This is a genomic window from Hymenobacter sp. 102 (genome assembly GCF_049949205.1).
Taxonomy (GTDB): domain Bacteria; phylum Bacteroidota; class Bacteroidia; order Cytophagales; family Hymenobacteraceae; genus Hymenobacter.
The window spans coordinates 293,732-315,468 of sequence record NZ_CP188172.1; the positions used below are offsets into that span (position 1 = coordinate 293,732).

Consider the following 21,737-nt stretch of genomic DNA (forward strand, 5'->3'; position numbering starts at 1 on the left):
ACACGTCAGGGGCTTTTAGGTGTAGAAACGCGACACTTCGTGTCTCGTCGTTGAACGGTAATGCACATCGTTCTAACGGGAGACGCGAAATGTCTTCAGCATAAGGTTTGCGAACAGGTCAGGGCTGGGAGCACGGAAAAGGACGGATTGACGCCGCTTGATGCGCGGAATATCGTACCTCCTCGTAATGACATTCACTTACCCCGCGTACTGCTGGCAGGCCTCGGCGCAGGCGCGGCAGGCAGCGGCGCACTGCTGGCAGTGGGGGTGGTTGTGCTTGGCGCATTCGTTGGCGCATTTCGTGCATACCTCAATGCACTCTTTGATGAGGTGCTTGGCGTGCTCGGAGCCGCGGGCCACGAGGCGGGCTACCAGCGCGCAAATGTCGGCGCAGTCCCGGTCGAGGCGGATGCAGTCGGTCATGTGCTGCACGTGCTCTTCGCCCAGGCAGGCGGTGGCGCAGTGCTCACAGGCGGCTACGCAGCGGTTGAGGGCGTCGAGCAGGGTCTGGTTCTGGGTGGCGGAGGCGGGGGAGTTCGTCATGGAGGAAAAAGGATGAAGGAAAGAGGAATGCCAGGTTGTACGTAGCTGGCCGGAGCCATGGTCGTGCACGATTCGGGCCGGCTGGGTGTACCATTTTCGCCCGGGCAGGGTTAACTTCCTGCTTTTACCCCGCCCGCTTTAGCCGTATCTTTACCCCATGTTATTTGCCGCCGAACCACTCGCTCCCACGCTCGAATCAGCCCGTAAAGTCCTTAAGCAGTACTACGGCTATGATTCCTTCCGGCCCATGCAGGAAGACATCATCCGCAACGTGCTGAGCGGGCAGGATACGGTGGTGCTCATGCCCACGGGCGGGGGTAAATCGGTGTGCTTTCAGGTGCCGGCCGTGGTGCAGGAAGGCGTGTGCGTGGTGGTGTCGCCGCTCATTGCTTTGATGAAGGACCAGGTGGAGGCCCTGAAGGCCAACGGCATTTCGGCCGCCTACATCAACAGCAGCGTGGGCCAGAGCGAGCAGAACAACATTGCCGCCGACTGCCTCAACGGCTACCTCAAGCTGCTGTACGTGAGCCCCGAAAAGCTGCTCTCCGAAGGCTTTCTGACGTTTTTGCGTCGGCTGCGCATCAGCATGTTCGCCATTGATGAGGCCCACTGTATTTCCAGCTGGGGCCACGATTTCCGGCCTGAGTACACCCAGTTGCGGGTGCTGCGCGAGCAGTTTCCGCAGGTGCCCATTATTGCCCTCACCGCCACCGCCGACCGCCTCACCCAGCGCGACATCCAGACCCAGCTGCGCCTGAACAATCCGCGGGTGTTTCTCTCGTCGTTTGATAGGCCCAACCTCAACCTGATTGTGCGGCCGGGCCAGGACCGCGTGGGCGGCATCCTGGAGTTTCTGGAGCGCCACCCCGGCGAGTCGGGCATCATTTACTGCCTCTCGCGCAAGCAGTGCGAAACCCTGGCCCAGAAAATTCAGGCCAAGGGCGTGAAGGCCGGCTTCTACCACGCCGGCATGACGCCCAACCAGCGCGCCGCCGTGCAGGAAGGTTTCCTCAAGGATGATCTGCAGGTGATTGTGGCCACCATTGCCTTCGGCATGGGCATCGACAAGAGCAACGTGCGCTGGGTGATTCACTACAACCTGCCCAAGAACATTGAGGGCTACTACCAGGAAATCGGGCGGGCCGGCCGCGACGGGGCCCCGGGCACGGCCGTGCTGTTCTACAGCTTCGCCGACGTGATGAGCCTGCGCGACATGCTCACCAAGGAAAACCCCAACCTTACCCAGCTCAACCTCACCAAGCTGGAGCGCATGCAGCAGTTTGCCGAGGCCGCTGGCTGCCGCCGCAAAATCCTGCTCAACTACTTCGGCGAAACCCTGCCCCAGGACTGCGGCAACTGCGACATCTGCCGCAACCCGCCCACCACCTTCGACGGCACCGAGCTAGCCCAGAAGGCGCTGTCGGCGGTGGTGCGGGGGCGGGAGCGGCTCAGCATCAGCCTGCTGATTGACGTGCTGCGGGGCATGCGCAACCAGGCCGTGCTCAGCCAGGGCCTCGACCAGATCAAAACCTACGGCGCAGGCCGTGACCTGCCGTACTTGGACTGGTACAGCTACGTGCACCAGATGCTCAACGACGGCCTCCTGTACATTGCCTATGAGGAAGGCTACGCGCTGAAAATGACGAGCTTAGGCCGGGAAGTGCTGCAGGGCCAGCGTCCGGTATCCATGAAGAAATTCCAGCCCGCCGAAAAAGCCGAGAAGCCTGCCAAAGGCCGCAAAGCCGCCGCGGCCAAAGCCACCGCCACCACGCCCGAAGCGGGCTTGTTCGAGGCTCTGCGTGCCCTGCGCAAGCGCATTGCCGACGAGCAGGGCGTGCCGCCCTACGTTATCTTCACGGATACCACCCTGCAGGAAATGGCCGTGGAGCGCCCCGTCAACCGCAATGCCATGCTGGCCATTTCGGGGGTGGGCATGAAGAAGTTCGAGAACTACGGCGAGGCCTTCATCCGGGAAGTGCTGGCCCACGGCGGCAACCCCGCGGCCCTGGCCGACCTGGACGAGGACGATGTGCCAACGGATCTGGGCTTCGATGCGGCAGCTCCGGCCCGGGCCCCGCGCAAGCGGGCCGCCAAGGCCGCCCCCGAGCCGGCCGGCGAAACCACGGGCACCCTGGAAACCACGTTTCAGCTGCACCGCATGGGCCTGAGCGTGGAAGCCATTGCCGAGCGCCGCGACCTGGCCGTTTCTACGGTGCAAACCCACCTGACCACCGGCTACGCCAAAGGCCTGGCCCTGCGGATAGAAGAATTTCTGAAGCCCCAGGAGCTGGCCGAAATCCAGACGGCCCAGGCCCAGCTCGGCGGCAGCCCCATGCTCCGCGACCTGTTCGACCACCTGCGGGAGCAGTACGATTACTTCCGGTTGCGGCTGGCACTGCTGTATTTCAAGCGGATGCGGGGTGAGTAGCGCAGAGCTCCAAAGTCAGTTATAACGCATCGGCCCTGGATACTTTCCTCTCCGGAAGGTGTCCAGGGCCGGTCTGATTCTACCGATGGAATTTTCTAGCTTTATTCTGTCTCGCTCAGGTCTTTACTTATGCTTTCTCTCTACCCGCTCCTGAAACGCTCCGTGCAAGTGCTGGCGTTTCTGGCGGTGGCCGCTTTCAGCCTGCGGATGCTCACAATGGTGCTGCCGTACCTGGGTTTCGAGAAGGGCATTTTGTTCCTGACTACCAAGCCGGCCGCCGTAAATGACAACCTGTGGTTTCGGGTGGGGTTTTACGTGCACATCACCAGTAGCTGGTGGGTGCTGGTAGCGGGGCTCGTGCAGCTGGTGCCGGCTGTGTACCGCCGCTGGCCGCGCCTGCACCGGCGGCTGGGGCAGGTGTATGTAGTGAGCATTCTGGCCCTGGCGGCTCCTTCGGGACTGGTATTGGCTTTGTATGCCAATGGCGGGCTTTCGGCTAAGGTGGGATTTACCCTGCAATGTGTGGTATGGTGGCTGGTGACCTGGCAGGCATACCGCATGGCCCGGCAGCGGCGCTGGCTGCTGCACAGCGAGTGGATGCTGCGCGCCTACGCCGTAACCTTGGCCGCCATGAGTCTGCGGCTGGAAAGCTACGGCCTGTACTACTTCTTCCATACCCGGCCCATCGAAACCTACCTGACCGTGGTGTGGCTTTCCTGGGTGGGCAACCTATTACTGGTCGAAGTGCTGGTACAGGCCGGCCTGGGCCGCTGGTACCTGCGGGCGTTTGGGCCAGCTGCTGCTCCTGTACTGACCCGGCAACGGCCACTGGTTGCGGAGGGTATAGTATAAGCTGTATATTTCTTTATTAATTCTCTCACACTACGCTATCAGCCTTACCAATGCGCTTCGCCTATTACTCAGCCCTTTTAGTGGTTCTGTTGGCTGGTTGCCAGCAAAAACCGGCCAGCATGGTTTCTTCTCCAGCCGCCAATTCCAGCGCTGTAGCCACTCAAACTACACCCACGGCGGCGGCCTCGGTAGCCACTCCCACTCTGTCGGCGGAGGAACGGAAGTTTTTTGCAGAATACGATTTGAGCAGCCTGATTGCCAAGGAGCCCGACGACCACGAGGTGATGAACGGCTTCTACGGCCCCGACCACTACCGCATCGAGTTTGCCCTGCTGGAAGTGCGCCGTGACCCCGCCAATCCGGCGCACTATTTTGTGAAGGGTAAAAACCGGTTCAAGAAGGCCGTGACGCCGTTTGAGGGCGACATTCTGTTCACGCAGTTGGGTGGGCAGACTCCCCTCACCAAAGCACCCGAGTATTATCCGGCCAAGGACGGCAAGGAGTACCTGGCCGAAGTCAACGCCGTAAACGCGTATTCCTCCTTGGGCACCTTTACCCTTCGGGAAGAGGCGAGCTATAAAGGAGCCGGCGTTTTTAAAGGCGAAGTGCTGGTTGATTTTGCGGTGGGGGATGGGGGCGAAATACGCCCCTATTGCCGGGACGACAAGCAAAACACCCGGGGTGGCTATGTCGTGTTCGATGGCACTTGGACGAATTCGGAAACCAAGCAGCAAAAACCCGTACTCTGGGTTCAGAATATTTTTGAGTACCAGCAGGATATTTTACGAAACTTCCTGATTGGTGAGCGGGACCCGGATTTTAACCCCAAATACGCCAAGCTGGGCTGGGACACTTACTGGCAAAATGAAGAATGGTGGGCTGAACCGGGGCAACTAACTGTCACGGAAGTCGAAACGGCCCATAGCAGTGCCGACGTAGCAGCTGATAGCAGCGCCGGAATATGAGAGCCGGCGGGTACATCCTGTTCAGCCTGGGGCTGGGGGCCTGCAATTCCGCCAGTGTACCCAGGGTAAACCCCGCGCCGGTGCAGGTGGTAGGGGCTGAGTTTGGCAACGTATCCTTACCCGTACCCGATTCGGGCTCTACGGCCGCGCTCCGGCGCTTCCTGGCCCGGCATCCCCTTACTGAGTACGTCGAGTACTTGGATGCGCCTAACTTTCCGAACATGGCTATGCAGGGCTTTTCCGGGCCCGAGAACCGCCGGATTGAAGTGCTGTTCGAGGACCTGCAGCCCGTGGCGGGCAGCCTGAATGTGTGGACGCTGAAGGGGAAAACCCGTTATCGGGAAAATATCCAGCCAATAACCGGGCAAATAGTACTCAACCGGATGCGGCGACTGGCTCCCCGCCGGCCCACTGAGCCCAACCTCGAAACATACCAGGTAAGTGAATCGGACGGAGAAGGGCTGCTGGGCGCGTTTCCGCCGCCGCCGGGTTTTGAAACCGTAGCCAGCTATACCATTCGGGGGGCATTCTGCTGGGCGCAGCCCCGGCAGCCAGGCAACGGCTACCTGTATGGTCTGGTGGATATTGATTTGGCCCAGTGCCGTAATGGGCGCTACATGCCGCAGTCGGTGCGCTTTACGGAAGGGGCCAAAGGGGGGAATGCAAAGTTTGAGGGCGTCTGGACGAGTTACGCCACGGGTCATACCCGGCGGGTGGTGTTCGTACAGGACGTTCTGCTCTACGGCACGCGGGTATTCCAGCGCTTCACCCTGGGCCAGCGCATGCCCGAGTTCAATCCCCAATACGCCCGGCTGGGCTGGAGCGGCTACTGGAGCGGGGAGGAATGGTGGGCGAATCCGGTAGCTGCGTCGGAAACCAAGTTGTAGTCGCCTAAAATTTTAGTAAAAATTTCGGCTAATTGAATTAGTATTCGCGTAAACGGGTTCGTATCTTCGTGAGCCGGTACTTGCTTGCCGTCGCAGCCCTATTCCCCGGCTCCCCTGCGTTATGATTAACACCAACCTCAAATTCTGGCGGCGCGAGCTGAGCCTCACGCAGGCCCAGATGGCCGAAAAACTTGGCATCAAACGCTCCCTCGTGGGTGCGTACGAAGAAGGCCGGGCCGAACCCAAGCTAACCACGCTGGTAAATATGGCCCGCCTGTTCGGTATTACCCTGGATGCGCTGGTAACCACCGACTTCACTAAAAAGAAGAACGCCAAGGCCGCCGCGCAGCTACAGGCCCAAACGGCTCAGGCCGCCGCCGAGCAGAGCAACCGCGGCAACGGCCTGCGTATTCTGGCCCTGACCGTAGACCGGGACCAGAACGAAAACATTGAGCTGGTGCCCCAGAAAGCTGCCGCCGGCTACCTCAACGGCTACGCCGACCCGGAGTATCTGGAGGAGCTGCCCAAGTTCCGGCTGCCCATGCTGGGCAACACCGGCACCTACCGCGCCTTCGAAATTGCCGGCGACTCGATGCTGCCCATTGCCAGCGGAACCGTTATTGTGGGCCGCTACGTGGATGATTGGCTGAGCATTAAGGATGGGACGCCCTGCATTGTAGTGTCGGGCAAGGAGGGCATTGTGTTCAAGCGTGTGTTCAACCGCCTGAAGGATGCCGCCCGCCTCACGCTGCACTCCGACAACACGCTGTACTCGCCCTATGAGATTGAGGTGGAGGATGTGGTGGAAATCTGGGAGGCGAAAGCCTACATCAGCAGCACCTTCCCCATTGCCGACCTCTCGCTGAACCGGCTGGCCAGCATTGTGCTGGATCTGCAGCAGCAGGTCTCAACAATGAAAAAGGTTTAAGCACGAGCCTATACCGCTCGTTATTCAGCAAAAAAGCCTCCCTACCCGGAGGCTTTTTTGCTGGCTGCCCATCGCGCCGGTCTGGTTCTGGTTGCGCGGCTGCTATTAACCGCAAGTGCATTGCTTGCGTACAGCGGGGTATTCCATCAACCAGACTCCCGATGCTCAAGCTAATCCCCTCCACCGACCGTCATCACGCCGCACCCGTGGCTTGGCTCAACAGCTACTTCCTGTTCAGCTTTGCCGATTACTATGACCCGCAAAACGTGCATTTCGGGCCTTTACGGGTGTTTAACGATGATACGGTGCAGGGCAACGCCGGCTTTCCTCAACACCCGCATTCCGAAATGGAAATAGTAACCCTGGTGCTGGATGGCGAGCTGACCCACGAGGACACGATGGGCAACAAGCGCACCATCACGAAAGGCGAAGTGCAGCGCATGACGGCCGGCACCGGCCTGGCCCATTCTGAGCTGAACCAGACTGAGCAGCCGGTGCACCTGTATCAGCTGTGGTTTCTGCCTAACCAAAAGAATCTGGCCCCGAGCTACGAGCAGAAAGACGTAGATTTTCTGGATACCAAAAACGAATTGGTACCCCTGGTTTCGGGGCAGAAGGTGCTGGAGGACGTGGTGTATATGAATTCTAACAGCACCGTGTACTGGTGCAATCTGCGGGAAGAGAAATCAGTAAGATTTAAAACATTTCCCATCCGCAACACCTTCCTGTACGTGAAAGAGGGTAAACTCTACGTGAACGGCGTCGATATCGGACCCAATGATCAAATCCGGGCAACGGACGAACACGTACTTGAAATTCAGGCAACTGCCGATGCCCAGTTTATCCTCATTGACCTGCCCGGCAGCGAAGCCAATTACTAAATCTGCTGCATGACTTCTGCTTTTCCCGGCCAACTGGTACCGGCCAACGAGGCAACCCGTCTTCGTACGCTGCATCTGTATCAGATTGCCAATTCCACGCCTGAGAAAATTTTTGACGAGTACGTAGCCTGGGCCGCGCAGCTGTTCAACACCCCAATTTCCCTGATTTCGCTGGTGGATGAGGAATACGTGCATTTCAAGGCAGTAGCCGGGGCCGAAGGCGTACCGGGGCTGCCGCGCGAGGAAAGCATGTGTTCAGCTGCTATTCTGTTAGATACGCCCATCATCACCTCCGACTATAAGGCCGAAAGCTGCCGCCTGATTAAGCCTGATGTGGCCCAGGCCTTGGGCCTGAACTTCTACGCCGGGTCGGCGCTGCAGATGCCCAACGGGGCCCGCATTGGTATGATGGCGGTAATTGGGCGCGAGTACCGGACCCTGACTACGGTTGAAGAAGAAGTGCTGAAGCACCTGGCCGATCTGGTAAGCCGGACTATTGAGCTGCGGTTTCAATATCTGAACGCTGACCTGGCAGATGAGTGGGAGGCTGCTCAACAGGAACTGTCAGCCACGCTGGACGATAACGCCGCCCTGACCCGCTACCTGTCCACCCGTAACAACGGGATTAACCTCGACGACGAGCAGGTGCTGGACTTGGTGCAGCGCCGTCTGGCTGGCGTGGATAAGGTGCTGGACCGCCGCATGAAAGCCGCTTCACACGCCGTCTAAAACCAATATCGGCCCTACACCATGACGACCAGCCCGCACAGGTTGGTCGTCATGGTGTAGGGCCGATTCTGGCCTAGTGGAATCCGGCTTCCGGACCGGGTTGCTACATGGTGTACTTACGGCCTTTGTTTTGCTGTTTCAGGTAGGTCATCAGCGGCTGGAAATATTCCACCATGGCGCGGGCCGAGAGGTCTTCGCCGGTTTTTTCCTTCAGCACGGTGCGCCAGTCCTTGCTGGCCCCGGGCCGCATGATATCGGCCAGGAACGCGCCTACTTCCTTGTTGCCGTAGTAGTTGGTGGCGTGCGGGTCCTGCTTGAGAATCTGCTTGCTGATGTGGTCGTGCAGCTGGAACAGGATGACGTACGAGAGGGCGTAGTCGTAGTACTGCGCGGGGTCGTCGTTGATGTGGGTTTTGGTGGCCGGGTCGAGGAACTGCTCGCCGCGGGTAGTCGGGGGCACAATGCCCTGATATTGCTTGGCCAGCGCCCACCAGCGGGCGTTGAGCTGGTCGGCGGGTAGCTTATCGGCGTAGAAGCTGTTTTCCCACTCGCTCATCACCCCCGAAGCAAACGGGATGAATACGGCGTAGTTCAGGGCTTCTTTCAGCAGCGTCTGCGTCTGGTCGGTTTTGGCTTTGGCGTCCACCAGGCCCAGGCCCGCGAGGAAAGGCTTCTGAGTAGCGGCCAGGCCCATGAGGGAGCCCATGGCCTCGTGGTAGGCGCGGTTGGCCCCGCCGCGCAGCAGGGGCGGTACCTCGGGGTTGGTGTAGGTGAGGTAATAGTAGATGTGGCCCAGCTCGTGGTGGGTGGTTTCATACCACTCGGTGTTGCCTTCCACGCTCATCAGGCTGCGCACGTCCTGGTTCAGGTCCATGTGCCAGGCCGAGGCGTGGTTGTTCTTTTTATAAGTCGCGCCTTTGGGCAGTGGGTACAGGCTCGATTTCTCGTAGAACGAGCCGGGCAACGCCGGGAAGCCCAGGCTCTGGTAGAACCGTTCGGCCTGTTGCACCTGCCACTCGGGGCCTTTTTTCGCCAGCACGGGGTCAATGTTGAGGCCCTTCACGTCTACCATGGCGCTCCAGTCCTGACCCCAGCGGTTGGGCAGCCAGGAGGCGGGCAGGTAGTCGGGCACCTGCTTCACCCCGTACTTTTTGGCCAGCTCGTAGCGGGCGTAAGTGTGCAGCTCCCGGTACAGGGGGCGCAGCTCCTCGTTGATTTTGCGCACCAGCGTCATCATCTCCTCCCGGCTCAGGCCGTAATCGGAAGCCTGGTAGCTGAAGTAGTCGGGGTAGCCCAGGGCCTGCACCGTCTGGTTGCGCAGGTCGCGCAGGTTCAGTAGCCCGTCCTTGAGGGTGGGGCCGATGGCCTTGCTGGCCTCCCAGATCTGCTGGCGCTTTAGTGGGTTGTTTTCCTTGCGCAGCAGCTCGTCCAGGTCGTTGGTAGTTACCGATTTGCCCTGGTACTTGTAGTCGAAGCCGTAGAGCTTCTCGGTTTGCTGGGTTTCGGCCTTGATGCGCTGCTTCACCACCTCAGCAATGGTCTGGGGCGAGTTGGCCGCGTTGTACAGGGCCGTTTGCAGCTGCTTCACCTGAAGGTCGGACAGCTCGGCCTTGTGCTCCAGCAGTTCCCGCAGGCGCTGAATGTTCTGGGTAGAGCCGGTAAAGGCCGCCATCCGCTCGTTGGCCCGGGCGGTAGCCCCGGCGTTGGCCGTGTCGCCGGCCACAATGCGCGTATTGGAGCGCCATTCGGCCTCCGTGGACTGCGTGTACAGCCGCACGTACTCGGCTGAATACTCTTTCAGGAACGCCTCGGCCTGCTCCGGCCACGAAGGGGCGGTGGGTTGGGTGGCCGGCTCCGACCGGGTGGTATCGGGAGCGGTTGCCGTAGGCGTTTTGGCCGTGGGGGCGCAGGAGGCCAGCACGGCGGCCGTGAGGGTAGGCAGGAGGTAGCGTTTCATAGGGCAGGAAAAATAACTGGAACGTCCGTAAAGGTACACTGCCCGGCGCTGACCAAAAGGAGACGAGAAACGCCCGCCGACAACCAGCCAGAATCAAGGTTTTTCAGTCAGCGGCAGACCATCGGGCTGCAGGAAATGCAAGGGTACCGGGCCCGCCGGAAAATAAAAGTTGGTAGGCACCGCAAGTTTCTGCGGCAGTTGGGTCCCAAGGCAGTACAGTGCTCTTGCTGCCTCCATTGCTCCGGCCCGGAGCTACCTTTTTTCCGCCGCTTCCTATGACTTCTCTGCTTGGTTACCTGGTCTGGAGTCCGGACCCCGTCATTGTCCAGCTTGGTTCGGTCGCGCTGCGTTGGTACGGACTGTTGTTTATGGCGGGTTTTGTGGTGGGCACGCCCGTATTCCGGCATATTTTCCGTAGCGAGCGAGTCTCGCCGCATTGGGTGGATGTGCTGACCCTTTATGTGCTGGTGGGCACGGTGGTGGGCGCACGCCTGGGGCACGTGTTGTTTTACGAGCCCGAAATGCTGCTGCACAATCCGCTGGAAGTGCTGAAAGTGTGGCACGGGGGGCTGGCTTCGCACGGGGCTACAGTGGGCATTCCGCTGGCCTGCTGGCTGTTTGCCCGCAACAACCGGTTTGATGTGCTGTGGGTGCTCGACCGGATTGTGCTGGTAGTGGCCATTGGCGGGGCGTTCATCCGCCTGGGCAATTTCATGAACTCCGAAATTGGCGGCTACCCCACTACCGTGCCCTGGGCCGTGGTGTTTCCGCGCGACACGGGGCACCTGCTGCCCGCCACCCGCCCGCTGCCGGCCGGGGCCGTGCTGGTAGCCCGCCCCGAGCTGCTGCCCACCGGCGAGGTCCGCCACCAGATACTGCCCGCCGCCGCGCCTAGTGGCCCCGATTCCCTAATGGCCGTGCCGCGTCACCCTACTCAACTCTACGAAGCCCTGTACTGCGTGCTGCTGGTAGCAGTGCTTTTTTACTGCTGGAGCCGCACCAAAGAGCGCACCCCGCGCGGGGTGCTGCTCGGTCTGTTTCTGGTGCTGCTGTTCACGCAGCGCTTTTTGGGTGAATTTCTGAAGGAGGTCCAGGTGGCGTTTGAGCGGGATAATGTGCTCAACCAAGGCCAGCTGCTCAGTCTGCCGCCCATTCTGTGGGGCCTGTGGCTGCTGTGGCGCGCTGGCAAGAATCCGCAAAATCCGTACGGCTACGCCCCACGAGATGTAGACGAGCTTTTGCCAACCGGCCGGATAATCGGTTCTTTGCCAGTCGCCAACCACGTGTAGGGCGCGCTATGAATATGCTTTACCTCAAAACTCTGCCTGCGCTTCATTCCCGCTCTTTCATGGCCCTTCAGCTGCTGCCCGCGTGAGTAGTTTCCCCACCGATGCGGAGTTGGTAGCCCAGCTGCAGGCGGGGCAGGCGGCGGCCTTCCGCACGCTGGTCGAGCGGTACCAGGGACCTGTGTACCGCACGGCCCTGAGCCTGCTTCGCTCACCCGAAGAAGCCGAGGACGTGGCCCAGGAGGTGTTCGTGGAAGTCTATCAGACCATTGGCCGGTTTCGGGGCGAGGCGGCCCTCAGCACCTGGCTTTACCGCCTGGCTCTACCGCCTGGCCACCTCCCAGGCGCTGAAACAGCGGCGAAAGGCCCGGACCAAGAAGCGCTTTGCCTTCCTGACTTCCCTGCTGGGGGCCAACCAGGAGGTGCTGCACGAGCGGCCCGACGACCAGCACCCGCTGGCGCTGCTGGAAGGCCGGCAGCAACAGCAGCAGCTCCTCGATGCCATTGTCCGCCTGCCGGACAGCCAGCAGGTAGCTTTCACCCTGCGCCACGAGCAGGAGCTGAGCTACGAGGAAATAGCCGCCGTGCTGGACATCAGCCGGCCCGCCGTCGAGTCCCTGCTGTTTCGCGCCCGGCAAAGCCTGCGCAAATTCCTCCATCCCCATCTAGCCTAATCTGCCATGTCTACTTCCCCCAATCTGCCCGAAGACGATGAAGCTTGGACCACGCTGTTGCGCTCATGGTCGCCGGGGCCACCGGAGCCGCGGCCATATTTCTTTACCCGGCTTCAGGCCCGTCTGGAGGCTCAGCAGCCCCAGCCTCCCGCCTTGCCCACATGGCTGCGTCGTTCGGTGTACGCTTTTTCCGCGGTGGCTCTAGTGCTGGTGCTGAATGCGGACACAACTTTATCAGCTGTGCGCTAAACGACGCATCCGGACGAGTAGGCTGGCTGCAATGCCCGGCTACGCGGCGACGGATTCCTGCAGTTGGTGGCACTCTTTGTACTTCTTGCCGCTGCCGCAGGGGCAGGGGGAGTTGCGGCCGAATTTGCGGCGGCTGCGCAGCTGCTTCAGCCACTCACGCGGGTCGGTGGCCCGGCGCAGGAAGCTGCTTTTGGGGTTCTGGCGGAAAGCCAGCAGCAACAGGCCGTACAACTCAGGGTGATGCTGCTGCAGCTTCTCGGGCTTCTCAAAGAAATACTCCGTTACCACCGCAAAGAACTCCGCCTCGTTGGTGCCGGCGTAGTCGTTGATTTCGGAGTTGCCGGCCCGAATGGCGGCAATTTCGCGCTGCATTACGGCCTCCCACTCGGGGCGCAGGGCGGCGGGCAGGGCCAGGCCGGGTACCCCGTCAATCTGGCCGTCGGCCTCATCCAGCAAGTGAGCAAACTCATGAATACCCACGTTCTGGCGGTCCAGCGCGTCGCGGAAGCCCTGTTCCAGGGAGGTCTTGGACAGGCGCATGTACTGCGAGGTCTGAAAGCCCTGCACTGAGCCCAGCAAGGTACCTTCCAGGCCCACGTATTCGTTTTTAGGGTCACGCTGCTGGGCCCAGGCGTCGGGCACAATCAGCACTTCGCTCAGGCTGGCGTACTCCCAATCGGGAAACCCGAACACCGGAATAATAGCCGAGGCCGCCACCAGCAGGCGGGTAGTATCATCCACCTCGGTTTGAACGCCGGTAATGCGCGTGCGGGCCAGAAACACCTGCACGCGCTGCTCGAACCGTCGTTGGGCCTCGGGGGGCAGGGCCAGGTAAAAGGCCACCCGCTCGGCGAGCATTTGCCGCCAATCGGCCGGAAATTCGGTGGCCAGGGCGGCCCGTTCCAGACGGGACTCGCGGGTGAGGTAGTGGTAGAAGGCGTAGCCGACAACGGCTACCAAAGCGGCAAATAGGTAAGGCATGGTGCAGGCTCAACGCAGGCGCGGGCTACGGGGTTGCCGCGGGGCTACCACACCAGGCCCAGCTGCTCGGTGAGCCGCTCCCGCAGCAAATCCTGCAGAATGTGGTCCATAAACTGAAACTTGTCGGGGATGCGCAGGGTGATGAGGCGCTTGCCGGCTAGGGCATCGGGGAACTTCTGGCGGAGGTAGTCGGCGTGCTTGCGCTCCATCACCACCACCGTATCGGCCCAGCCCAGGTGGCCGGCCGTGACGCGCACCCGGGCCCCCGGCTCTGTGCCGGCCGAGCGGGCCGTAATGGCAGGGTACTGGTCGAACAGCCGCTCGGCCGTGAGGCTGCGCCAGCGGTTCTGGCTGCAGATAAATAAAAGCTTCATGAATAGAACGCCGGGCGAAATCAAGCCGGCGCAGGCCGTAAACATACGCCGGGCGGCGGTGCGGCCCCGGTTGTTCCAAAAAAAATGGGGGTGCTGCCAGCCCTTCTCGGGCCACCGACGATGCCCGTTACATCACACGCGTAACGGGATTTAGGTGGTTGGTAACTGGTTGAGGACCTGCAAATTTAAGGAGGAGCCGGGGTAGCGTGAGCACCCGGGCAAACGGCCTGCCTGCACTTACGTCACACGTACCCGCCCGGACCCGGAGAAGGCGGAGCCGGCACCTGCCCGGCCCCCCGGCTGGCGGGTTTGGGCCACTCCGCCGGATTGGCTAGGTTTGTACATAGCCGACCTGCCGCTGCGGGCTTGGCTGGGCCCCCCTGCCGGCGGCCCGCGCCCGATTGCCGGCCCTGCCCGGGCCTTGCCGCGCCTCCCTTGCTTTCCCACACACAGTTTGTACTAGTACCCATGAAACGAGTTTTTCGAAACGCGCTGCTTTGCTCATTGGGCTTGCTCACGCCGGCGTTGCAGGCCCAACAGTCGGTCCCGGCCGCCACAATCCGCCCCGCGGCTGATGACCCGAAGATGACCAGATTCATCGACGAGCTGCTCCAGAAGATGACGCTGGAGGAGAAAATCGGGCAGCTGAACCTGCTGGCCGTGGGCTTTGATGTAACCGGGCCGGTAGTGAGCAAGGACGTGGACGCCAGCATCCGGCGCGGCGCGGTGGGGGCGGTGCTCAACACCTTCACGCCCCAGGCCGCCCGCAAACTGCAGGAAATGGCCGTGAAGCAAACCCGCCTGCACATCCCGCTCATCTTCGGCTACGACGTCATCCACGGCCACCGCACCATCTTCCCCATTGCCCTGGGCCTGGCCAGCAGCTGGGATTTGCCGGCCATGGAGCGCAGCGCCCGCATTGCCGCCGAAGAAGCCTCCGCCGACGGTATCAACTGGGTGTACTCGCCCATGGTGGATATTGCCCGCGACCCGCGCTGGGGCCGGATTTCGGAAGGCTCGGGTGAGGACCCCTACCTGGGCTCCCAGATTGCCCGCGTGATGGTGCGCGGCTACCAGGGCGACGACCTGAGCAAGAACAACACGGTAATGGCCTGCGTGAAGCACTTTGCCCTGTACGGGGCCGCCGAAGCCGGGCGCGACTACAACACCACCGACATGAGCCTGGTGCGCATGTACAACGAGTACCTGCCGCCCTACAAAGCCGCCCTCGATGCCGGGGCCGGCTCGGTTATGTCGTCGTTCAACGACATCAACGGGGTGCCCGCCACCGCCAATAAGTGGCTGATGACCGATTTGCTGCGCAATCAGTGGGGCTTCCGGGGCTTTGTGGCCACCGATTACACGGCCATCAACGAGATGACCAACCACGGCATGGGCGACGACCGGCAGACCTCGGCCCTGGCCCTGAACGCCGGCATCGACCAGGACATGGTGGGGGAGGTGTTCCTCCGAAACCTGGCCCAGAACCTGAAGGACGGCACCGTCACCCAGGCCCAGATTGACCAGGCCTGCCGCCGCATTCTGGAAGCCAAATGGAAGCTGGGCCTGTTCGAAGACCCCTACCGCTACACCAACGAGAAGCGGGCCAAGGCTACGATGATGAAAAAGGAGTTCCTTGCTGATGCCCGCGACATTGCCCGCAAAAGCATGGTGCTGCTCAAGAACAGCAACAACACCCTGCCCCTGAAAAAGCAGGGCACCATCGCCCTTATCGGCCCGCTGGCCACCCGCCAACGCGACATGATCGGCTCCTGGAGCGCCGCCGGCGACTGGAAGCAGGCCGTGTCCCTGGAGCAGGGCATCCGCAACGTGGCCGGCAGCGGGGTGAAGATTGTGACGGCTCAGGGGGCCAACTTCACCGACGATGAGCAGATGATTACCCGCCTGAATGAGCACGGCGGGGAGCTGAACGTGGATAAGCGCAGCGCGGAGGAACTGATTCGGGAGGCCGTGCAGGTAGCTCAGCAGGCCGATGTGCTAGTGGCCGCCGTGGGCGAAAGTCAGGGTATGACCGGCGAGGCCGCCAGCCGCGCCGATATCGGCCTGCCCGGTCAGCAGCTGGAGCTGCTGAAGGCGCTGAAGAAAACCGGCAAGCCGCTGGTAATCGTGCTGATGAATGGCCGCCCCCTCACGCTGCCTTGGGAGGATAAGAACGCCGATGCCATGCTCGAAACCTGGTTTGCGGGCTCCCAGGCCGGCAACGCTATTGCCGATGTGCTGTTCGGCAACTACAACCCGGCGGGCAAGCTCACGGCCACCTTCCCGCAGCATGTGGGCCAGGTGCCGCTGTACTACAACCACAAAAACACCGGCCGCCCCTACACCAACGGCACCCCCGACTGGTACAAGTCGCGCTACCTGGACGTGCCCAACGACCCGTTGTACTCCTTCGGCTACGGGCTGAGCTACACCACCTTTGAGTATGGCAAGCCCGAGCTGAGCACCACTACCCTGGCTATGAACGGCGCGCTGGAGGTAAAAGTAACCGTGCGCAACACCGGCAACTACGACGGTGAGGAAGTAGTGCAGCTCTACACCCGGGATATGGTAGGCTCCATCTCGCGGCCGGTGCAGGAGCTGAAGGGCTTCCAGAAAATCATGCTCAAAAAAGGGGAAAGCCGCACTGTAAGCTTCCGGCTCACGCCCGAGGACCTGAAGTTCTACAACGCCGACCTGCAGTTTGTAGCCGAGCCCGGCGACTTTCAGGTGATGGTAGGCGGCAACTCCCGCGACGTGCAGATGGCCACCTTCAAGCTGGCCGCTCAGTAAGCCGTTGGCCAACCTGCGCCTCGTGTGGGACGAATGCGCGGGGGCTCCCGGAAAGCAGCCGGCCAGCTAGATAAGGGCAGGCCGCTAATCCGGGGGCCGAACAACAAAAAGCGCGACGCCTGAGCAGGCGTCGCGCTTTTTGTTGGCCGATGTATGCCAGGTGTCTTGTTACAGGATGGGGTATTGCCAAAAAAGAAGTCACTGGGTAGGAAGTACCACTGCCCCAATTTAATTCACCACCATCGTCAGGATGGAATGAGCGGGGCTGGTGGTGGGAGCGGCCTGGCCTTTAATCCAGAGCTGGAAAGGCTGCTCTTTCTCGGTCTGGTTCATCACCACCACGGCCACTTTGCCATCGGTATTGAGAAAAGCCGTGGCCTGCAGCACGTCGCGGCTGGCGGTAACGGCTACGCGCTTGGCCCCGGGCCGGATGAACTTGGAGAAGTGGCCGATGTAGTAATAGGCGTTGGTGTAGATGAGCTTGCCGCTTTTGGTGTCGCCAATAACGGGGGCGTAGCAGAAGTTGCCCACGTGGTTGGGGCCGCCGGTTTCGTCCAGCAGCACGTTCCAGTCGGTCCAGGCTACGGTGCCGGCGTTGAAGTCGTTGATCATGGAGTTGCCGTACCGCTCACCCAGCGTCCAGTCCTGCACGTTGCTGAAGTCAAATTTCTCTACGCACCCTTCTGTGAACACCAGGTTTTTATCGGGGTAGGTTTCGTGCACGCGGCGCAGGTTATCGAACTGCATGGCCGAGCCGGTCCAGGTTTCGTACCAGTGGTAGCCCAGCCCCCAGTAGTACTTGCTGGCCTCGGGGTCGTCGAAGAGAGTGCTGGCGCGCTGGAACATCAGGTCCCGGTTGTGGTCCCAGCCGATGAGCTTTTTATCCCCCATACCGCCCTTTTTGAGGGTGGGCCCGAGGAAATTCTTCACGAAGTCCCGCTCTTCCTCCGCCGTGAAAATGCAGGACTCCCAGCGCTGCTTGGCCATGGGCTCGTTCTGCACCGTGAGGCCCCACACCGGCATGCCCAGCTTCTCGTAGGCCTGAATAAACTTCACGTAGTGGTTGGCCCAGGCCTGGCGGTATTCCGGCTTGAGCTTACCGCCCTGCACGAGGCTGTTGTTGTCCTTCATCCAGGCCGGGGGGCTCCAGGGGCTCACATACAGCGGCAGCTTGCCGCCCGCCGCCTGAATGGCCTGCTTGATGAACGGAATGCGGTACTGCTCGTCGTGCTTTACCGAGAAGGTTTTCAGTTCCTTGTCTCCCTCCTGCACGTAGGCGTAGCTGCCGCTGCTAAAGTCACAGCTGGCAATGTTGGTGCGGGCCAGGGTGTAGCCAATGCCATTGGTGGGGCTGTAGTACGCCTGCAGAAGCTCCTGCTGCTGGGCCTTCGGGAGCTTGGCAAAGGTTTCGGCCGAGGCATCGGTAAGTGCCCCGCCAATGCCCAGCAGGGTTTGGAAGGTGTGAGTGGGGTCCACAAAAACGGTGGGCTGGGTTTCCAAGGGTTGCCCCACCTGCTGAAACGTGAGCTTAATGCCCGCCGCCAGCCGCTGTTGGGTGCCGCTGGCGGTGGTGTACACCTGCACTTGCCTGCCGGCAGCCGAGTAGGGTTTGCGGGTGCTGTTAGTGGCAGACCGAGCGGTGGCCATCGTACTGAAACCAGCGGCCAGCAAAGCAGTAAAAAGTACTTTTTGCATGGGAAAGGAAGGAAGAATCATGATGAGGACTTACCACACGTAGGTACCGGCGGCTCCGGCCTCCAAAGAGGTAGTGGCCGCTTTACCCCGGTATGTAATGTCGAAAGTCTGGGTACTGCCGCCCGTGTTCATCACCAGCAGTACTTTTTGGCCCCCCGGGTTTTTGAAGGCCACATTGGGCAGGTTAGTGGGCGTATTGGTGTTGATGCGCACTGAACCGGGCCGTACAAATTTGGCGGCGTGGGCCACCGTGTAGTAGGTGGCGTTGCGCGTTACCGTGTTGCCGCTGATGGTAACGGCGCCCATGCAGGAGCTGCACCCGCCCGGCGTGTGCGGCCCAAAATTCTGGTCCGAGGCCAGGTTCCAGGCAATAACGTTGCGGCTCCAGTTGCGCGGGGCTCCAATCATGAGGTTGCTCATGTGAAAGCGGAAACTCTCACTAAACGGAGAATTTCCATCGGTCCATTGCTCCGTGAAGTACACGTTCTTGGCGGGGAAGGCATTGCGCACAGTGGTCATATCACTGATGGCGCCGCCGTACAGGTGAAATGCCGAGCCGTCCACATACGGATTGGCCTGCGGGTCACGCAGCACCGCCAGCGGATAATCGGTCCGGTCCAGGTTATGATCGTAGGCAATAATTTTGGTGGTGATGCCCGCCGCCCGGAAGGCCGGGCCCACATGGTCGCGGATGAAGGCAGCCTGCTCGGCGGCCGACATGAGCATACTGGGGTTGTTGCCGCCGTACAGGGGTTCATTCTGCAGCGTTACCGCATCAATTGTGACGCCTTCCGCCTTCATTCCCTGGATGTACTTTACGAAATACTGAGCGTACGCCGCGTAGTACTCCGGTTTCAAAGAGCCACCCACCGAGTTGTTGTTGGTTTTCATCCAGAGCGGGGCCGTCCAGGGCGAGCCCATAATCTTGATGCCGGGGCTGATGGCCAGAATTTCCCTGAGCACCGGCAGCAGGTGCTGCCGGTCGGGGTCGAGGGTGAACTTGGCCAAGGTCGGGTCGGGGCCTGCCTCATCGTAGGTAAACACCCGCGGGTCCAGGTCGGAGGCCCCGATGCTCAGGCGCAGGTAGCTGGTGCCGATGTTGGCGCCGTCGGTGGCAAACAGTTCCTTCAGCAGTGCTGCTCGTTCAGCGGCACCCATCTGGTGCAGCAACTGGGCGCTGCCCCCGGTAAGGGCGTAGCCAAAGCCATCAATGGTTTGATAGGCTTGGGTGGTATCCACGAAGATGGCCGTGTTCTGACTACTGGTGGCCGCAAAATTGAGCGGAGTAGTGCTCTTGGAAAACCGGGCGGCTGGGTTCGTGGTCGTAAGCCAGAGCTGCACCTGCGAAGGCCCGGTGGATACTGGCGGCAACGGCGGCTCGGGCGTGGGTCCAGGCTTGTCGTCTTTGCCGCAGCCGGCCAGTAGACTCACTGCCAGCAATCCTGTCAGGCCGAAGGTAGGCGCAAAAGATAAGTTCATAGAGAAATGGAATAGAAGCGGAGCAGAAGGCGGCGCGGAAGGCGCGCCGCTGGAATAGGGTGGTTACTGTGACCAGGAATCGGAGCGGAAGGGCGGGGCCGGCAAACCGGCTTTGTTGTAGAGCGTGGCCGGTCGGTTGTTGCCCCAGGCGTAGCGCACGGCTACGGGGTTGGGGACAACCTCGGCCTGTAGCACCACGGTGTTGCCCTGCACTTCGGCCCGGGCCCACACGAAGCGTTTGTCAGGCCCCGCAATGGCGAAGGAAGTAGCGCCATCCGCCGTTGGTTTGAGTACCAACCCGCCTCCCAGATTACTAAAGCTGAGCGTCAGCCTGTTGCCGGTGGTTGTCAGTTTCTCAAACGTGGGGCCTGAGGATGTTACGGTGTTATCCGAGTAGGCTGCGCGGCGGGCCTGCAGGGCCAGGCGGTGGCCCACGTCCTGCTTGTTGCGGGGGTGAATGTCGTCGGCATTACCCAGGTCGAGGGCTACGGCCATACCGGTGTGCGGCACCGTGCGGCTGGTCTGGCGCTGGGCTTCCCGCAGGCGTGCCCAGTCGGGGTCCGAAGGCGAGTCGGGGTCATATTGGTAGCCGGCCAGCTGCACGAACAGGAACGGCAGGGCCGGCTGCTGCCAGCGCGTACGCCAGTCCTGAATCATCGTCGGAAACAGCGTCTGGTACTGCTCGGCCCGCTCGGCGTTGCTTTCCCCCTGATACCAGATTACGCCCTTGAGGGTGTACGGCAGCAGCGGCGCAATCATGCCATTAAATAGCGCAGTCGGCTCGTTCTGGGGGCCGCCGGGGTAGGGTGGGCGGGGCCGGGAGCCGGGGGCGAAGGCGGGGCGGTACAGCCACTCGCCCGCCAAGGGTACCACGGTGCCACCCACGGTGGCCGACATATCACTGGGTTTACCCCAGATGCCGCCGCCGCTGCCGGTGTCCGTTACGCGCACGGTTACCACGTTACGGCCGGCGCGCACCAGGTTAGCGGGCACCGTGTAGCGGCGCAGTGCGGAGTAGCCCCGGATACCCCCCACAGCCACCCCATTGAAAAAGGTGCTGTCGGCATCATCTACCTGGGCCAGACTGAGCGTGAGCGGCTGCCCGGCCGCCGAAGCCGGCAGCGTCAGGTCGCGGCGGAGCCAGACGATACCGTCAAAGTCGTGCAGCTCCGGGGTAGAGGCTTCCCACTGGCCAGGCAGGGGCATGGTTTTCCAGGTGGCGGTGGGTAGGTTGGGGTCGGCCCAGGTAGGCTGGCCGGGCAGCAGGCCCTGGTCCTGGCCCTCGGGGCTGCGCTGCCAGGTGCTGAGGCGGGTGACGTAGGCGGTTTGTTCCTGGGCAAAAGAGCCGGTTTGCTGGGCCAGGGAAGCCAGGCGGGATTGAAATTCGGGTAGCTTCCGCAGGGCCTCGGCGCTGGTCCAGGCCTCGGCTACGGTGCCGCCCCATTCGGCCGCAATCAGGCCCACGGGCACCTTATACCGCTCCTGCAGCTCCCGCCCGAAATAATAGGCCACCGCCGAAAACCCGGCCGCCGACTGCGGGGTACACACCTGCCAGTCGCCACCAGCCAGCTCGGTCTGGGGGCGTAGCTCGGCGCGGTTAGGTACGTTGAACAGGCGAATTTGCGGATGATTAGCCGCCGCTGCGGCGGCCGCGCCCCCCGCCGCATCCCGCAGCGGCCATTCCATGTTCGATTGGCCCGAGGCCAGCCATACGTCGCCCACCAGCACATCGGTCAGCTGAATGGTATTCGTGCCTTGGATAGTCAACGCAAAGGGCCCGCCCGCCGGCTGCGCCGGCAGAGTCAGAGCCCAACGCCTGTCACTGCCCGCTTTCGTCTGGGCGGTTTTGCCCCGAAACGTCACCTGCACGGCCTCGCCCGGCGCGGCCCAGCCCCACAATGGGAGTGGGGCGCTGCGCTGCAGAACCATGTGGGAGCTTACCAGTCGGGGCAACCGCACCGTGGCCCGGGCCGCTGGCGGGGCCGCCACGAGGAACAGGGCCAGCAGGGAAAAGCGGGAGGAGTAAGTCATTGTCAGAA

General features: G+C 61.6%; 18 protein-coding genes and 1 pseudogene. 12 read left to right on the forward strand and 7 right to left on the reverse strand.

Annotated features, from left to right (window positions below; all coding sequences use genetic code 11):
* Positions 1 to 198: 198 nt before the first annotated feature.
* Positions 199 to 543 carry a four-helix bundle copper-binding protein gene (locus ACN19L_RS01260; protein ID WP_426491739.1) on the reverse strand — a complete coding sequence of 115 codons (345 nt, stop codon included), beginning with the start codon at positions 541 to 543 and terminating at the stop codon, positions 199 to 201.
* 157 nt (positions 544 to 700) lie between these two features.
* On the opposite strand from ACN19L_RS01260, the gene recQ reads away from it, so the two are divergent.
* The 7 genes from recQ to ACN19L_RS01295 all read left to right on the forward strand — a co-directional run bounded on the left by recQ (position 701) and on the right by ACN19L_RS01295 (position 8,213).
* Complete coding sequence (gene recQ, locus ACN19L_RS01265; protein ID WP_426491740.1) at positions 701 to 2,971, forward strand: DNA helicase RecQ; 2,271 nt, start codon at positions 701 to 703, stop codon at positions 2,969 to 2,971.
* Between the two features lie 129 nt (positions 2,972 to 3,100).
* Positions 3,101 to 3,823 carry a DUF2306 domain-containing protein gene (locus ACN19L_RS01270; RefSeq protein WP_426491741.1) on the forward strand — a complete coding sequence of 241 codons (723 nt, stop codon included), beginning with the start codon at positions 3,101 to 3,103 and terminating at the stop codon, positions 3,821 to 3,823.
* 119 nt (positions 3,824 to 3,942) lie between these two features.
* Positions 3,943 to 4,788, forward strand: a complete 846-nt coding sequence (locus ACN19L_RS01275) for a hypothetical protein (protein WP_426491742.1) — start codon at positions 3,943 to 3,945, stop codon at positions 4,786 to 4,788.
* Positions 4,785 to 5,675 carry a hypothetical protein gene (locus tag ACN19L_RS01280; protein ID WP_426491743.1) on the forward strand — a complete coding sequence of 297 codons (891 nt, stop codon included), beginning with the start codon at positions 4,785 to 4,787 and terminating at the stop codon, positions 5,673 to 5,675. The genes ACN19L_RS01275 and ACN19L_RS01280 overlap by 4 nt, the downstream gene beginning before the upstream one ends.
* 121 nt (positions 5,676 to 5,796) lie before the next feature.
* Positions 5,797 to 6,603, forward strand: coding sequence for a helix-turn-helix domain-containing protein (locus tag ACN19L_RS01285; protein ID WP_426491744.1), 807 nt, complete (start codon positions 5,797 to 5,799; stop codon positions 6,601 to 6,603).
* 161 nt (positions 6,604 to 6,764) lie between these two features.
* Positions 6,765 to 7,484, forward strand: coding sequence for a pirin family protein (locus ACN19L_RS01290; RefSeq protein WP_426491745.1), 720 nt, complete (start codon positions 6,765 to 6,767; stop codon positions 7,482 to 7,484).
* Between the two features lie 9 nt (positions 7,485 to 7,493).
* On the forward strand, positions 7,494 to 8,213 hold the full coding sequence (locus ACN19L_RS01295; RefSeq protein ID WP_426491746.1) for a GAF domain-containing protein: 720 nt from the start codon (positions 7,494 to 7,496) through the stop codon (positions 8,211 to 8,213).
* A 103-nt stretch (positions 8,214 to 8,316) separates the two neighbouring features.
* On the opposite strand, the gene ACN19L_RS01300 is transcribed toward ACN19L_RS01295, so the two are convergent.
* A complete protein-coding gene (locus ACN19L_RS01300) occupies positions 8,317 to 10,170 on the reverse strand; it encodes a M2 family metallopeptidase (protein ID WP_426491747.1) in 1,854 nt (617 codons plus the stop codon).
* A 275-nt stretch (positions 10,171 to 10,445) separates the two neighbouring features.
* Between ACN19L_RS01300 and lgt the strand changes: the two genes are divergently transcribed.
* From lgt to ACN19L_RS01320, 4 genes and pseudogenes are all read left to right on the forward strand, one after another.
* On the forward strand, positions 10,446 to 11,459 hold the full coding sequence (lgt, locus tag ACN19L_RS01305) for a prolipoprotein diacylglyceryl transferase (RefSeq protein ID WP_426491748.1): 1,014 nt from the start codon (positions 10,446 to 10,448) through the stop codon (positions 11,457 to 11,459).
* Positions 11,460 to 11,637: 178 nt separating this feature from the next.
* Positions 11,638 to 11,718, forward strand: a pseudogene (locus ACN19L_RS01310) (sigma factor); the annotation flags it as partial.
* 7 nt (positions 11,719 to 11,725) lie between these two features.
* Complete coding sequence (locus ACN19L_RS01315; RefSeq protein ID WP_426491749.1) at positions 11,726 to 12,130, forward strand: RNA polymerase sigma factor; 405 nt, start codon at positions 11,726 to 11,728, stop codon at positions 12,128 to 12,130.
* A 6-nt stretch (positions 12,131 to 12,136) separates the two neighbouring features.
* Positions 12,137 to 12,379 (forward strand): hypothetical protein, encoded by a 243-nt coding sequence (locus ACN19L_RS01320; RefSeq protein ID WP_426491750.1) that lies wholly within the window; start codon positions 12,137 to 12,139, stop codon positions 12,377 to 12,379.
* 39 nt (positions 12,380 to 12,418) lie between these two features.
* Here ACN19L_RS01320 and ACN19L_RS01325 read toward each other — a convergent pair whose 3' ends face one another.
* Both ACN19L_RS01325 and ACN19L_RS01330 read right to left on the reverse strand, forming a co-directional pair.
* Positions 12,419 to 13,360, reverse strand: coding sequence for a zinc-dependent peptidase (locus ACN19L_RS01325; protein WP_426491751.1), 942 nt, complete (start codon positions 13,358 to 13,360; stop codon positions 12,419 to 12,421).
* Positions 13,361 to 13,404: 44 nt separating this feature from the next.
* On the reverse strand, positions 13,405 to 13,734 hold the full coding sequence (locus tag ACN19L_RS01330) for a low molecular weight protein tyrosine phosphatase family protein (protein WP_426491752.1): 330 nt from the start codon (positions 13,732 to 13,734) through the stop codon (positions 13,405 to 13,407).
* Between the two features lie 468 nt (positions 13,735 to 14,202).
* On the opposite strand from ACN19L_RS01330, the gene bglX reads away from it, so the two are divergent.
* Complete coding sequence (gene bglX / locus ACN19L_RS01335; RefSeq protein ID WP_426491753.1) at positions 14,203 to 16,524, forward strand: beta-glucosidase BglX; 2,322 nt, start codon at positions 14,203 to 14,205, stop codon at positions 16,522 to 16,524.
* A gap of 228 nt (positions 16,525 to 16,752) precedes the next feature.
* Here bglX and ACN19L_RS01340 read toward each other — a convergent pair whose 3' ends face one another.
* From ACN19L_RS01340 to ACN19L_RS01350, 3 genes are all read right to left on the reverse strand, one after another.
* Positions 16,753 to 18,219: a glycoside hydrolase family 30 protein gene (locus ACN19L_RS01340; RefSeq protein ID WP_426491754.1), complete on the reverse strand. Its 1,467-nt coding sequence runs from the start codon at positions 18,217 to 18,219 to the stop codon at positions 16,753 to 16,755.
* 30 nt (positions 18,220 to 18,249) lie between these two features.
* Complete coding sequence (locus ACN19L_RS01345; RefSeq protein WP_426491755.1) at positions 18,250 to 19,698, reverse strand: glycoside hydrolase family 30 protein; 1,449 nt, start codon at positions 19,696 to 19,698, stop codon at positions 18,250 to 18,252.
* Between the two features lie 63 nt (positions 19,699 to 19,761).
* A complete protein-coding gene (locus tag ACN19L_RS01350; protein ID WP_426491756.1) occupies positions 19,762 to 21,729 on the reverse strand; it encodes a sialate O-acetylesterase in 1,968 nt (655 codons plus the stop codon).
* Positions 21,730 to 21,737 lie beyond the last annotated feature (8 nt).

What these genes read in the sequence shown, in the direction of transcription:
- bglX (WP_426491753.1), top strand. Translation starts at nt 14,203, where the DNA reads ATGAAACGAGTTTTTCGAAACGCGCTGCTTTGCTCATTGGGCTTGCTC.
- ACN19L_RS01260 (WP_426491739.1), bottom strand. Translation starts at nt 543, where the DNA reads ATGACGAACTCCCCCGCCTCCGCCACCCAGAACCAGACCCTGCTCGAC.
- lgt (WP_426491748.1), top strand. Translation starts at nt 10,446, where the DNA reads ATGACTTCTCTGCTTGGTTACCTGGTCTGGAGTCCGGACCCCGTCATT.
- recQ (WP_426491740.1), top strand. Translation starts at nt 701, where the DNA reads ATGTTATTTGCCGCCGAACCACTCGCTCCCACGCTCGAATCAGCCCGT.
- ACN19L_RS01270 (WP_426491741.1), top strand. Translation starts at nt 3,101, where the DNA reads ATGCTTTCTCTCTACCCGCTCCTGAAACGCTCCGTGCAAGTGCTGGCG.
- ACN19L_RS01345 (WP_426491755.1), bottom strand. Translation starts at nt 19,698, where the DNA reads ATGAACTTATCTTTTGCGCCTACCTTCGGCCTGACAGGATTGCTGGCA.
- ACN19L_RS01280 (WP_426491743.1), top strand. Translation starts at nt 4,785, where the DNA reads ATGAGAGCCGGCGGGTACATCCTGTTCAGCCTGGGGCTGGGGGCCTGC.
- ACN19L_RS01350 (WP_426491756.1), bottom strand. Translation starts at nt 21,729, where the DNA reads ATGACTTACTCCTCCCGCTTTTCCCTGCTGGCCCTGTTCCTCGTGGCG.
- ACN19L_RS01325 (WP_426491751.1), bottom strand. Translation starts at nt 13,360, where the DNA reads ATGCCTTACCTATTTGCCGCTTTGGTAGCCGTTGTCGGCTACGCCTTC.
- ACN19L_RS01300 (WP_426491747.1), bottom strand. Translation starts at nt 10,170, where the DNA reads ATGAAACGCTACCTCCTGCCTACCCTCACGGCCGCCGTGCTGGCCTCC.
- ACN19L_RS01275 (WP_426491742.1), top strand. Translation starts at nt 3,943, where the DNA reads ATGGTTTCTTCTCCAGCCGCCAATTCCAGCGCTGTAGCCACTCAAACT.
- ACN19L_RS01290 (WP_426491745.1), top strand. Translation starts at nt 6,765, where the DNA reads ATGCTCAAGCTAATCCCCTCCACCGACCGTCATCACGCCGCACCCGTG.
- ACN19L_RS01285 (WP_426491744.1), top strand. Translation starts at nt 5,797, where the DNA reads ATGATTAACACCAACCTCAAATTCTGGCGGCGCGAGCTGAGCCTCACG.
- ACN19L_RS01295 (WP_426491746.1), top strand. Translation starts at nt 7,494, where the DNA reads ATGACTTCTGCTTTTCCCGGCCAACTGGTACCGGCCAACGAGGCAACC.
- ACN19L_RS01320 (WP_426491750.1), top strand. Translation starts at nt 12,137, where the DNA reads ATGTCTACTTCCCCCAATCTGCCCGAAGACGATGAAGCTTGGACCACG.
- ACN19L_RS01330 (WP_426491752.1), bottom strand. Translation starts at nt 13,734, where the DNA reads ATGAAGCTTTTATTTATCTGCAGCCAGAACCGCTGGCGCAGCCTCACG.
- ACN19L_RS01340 (WP_426491754.1), bottom strand. Translation starts at nt 18,219, where the DNA reads ATGCAAAAAGTACTTTTTACTGCTTTGCTGGCCGCTGGTTTCAGTACG.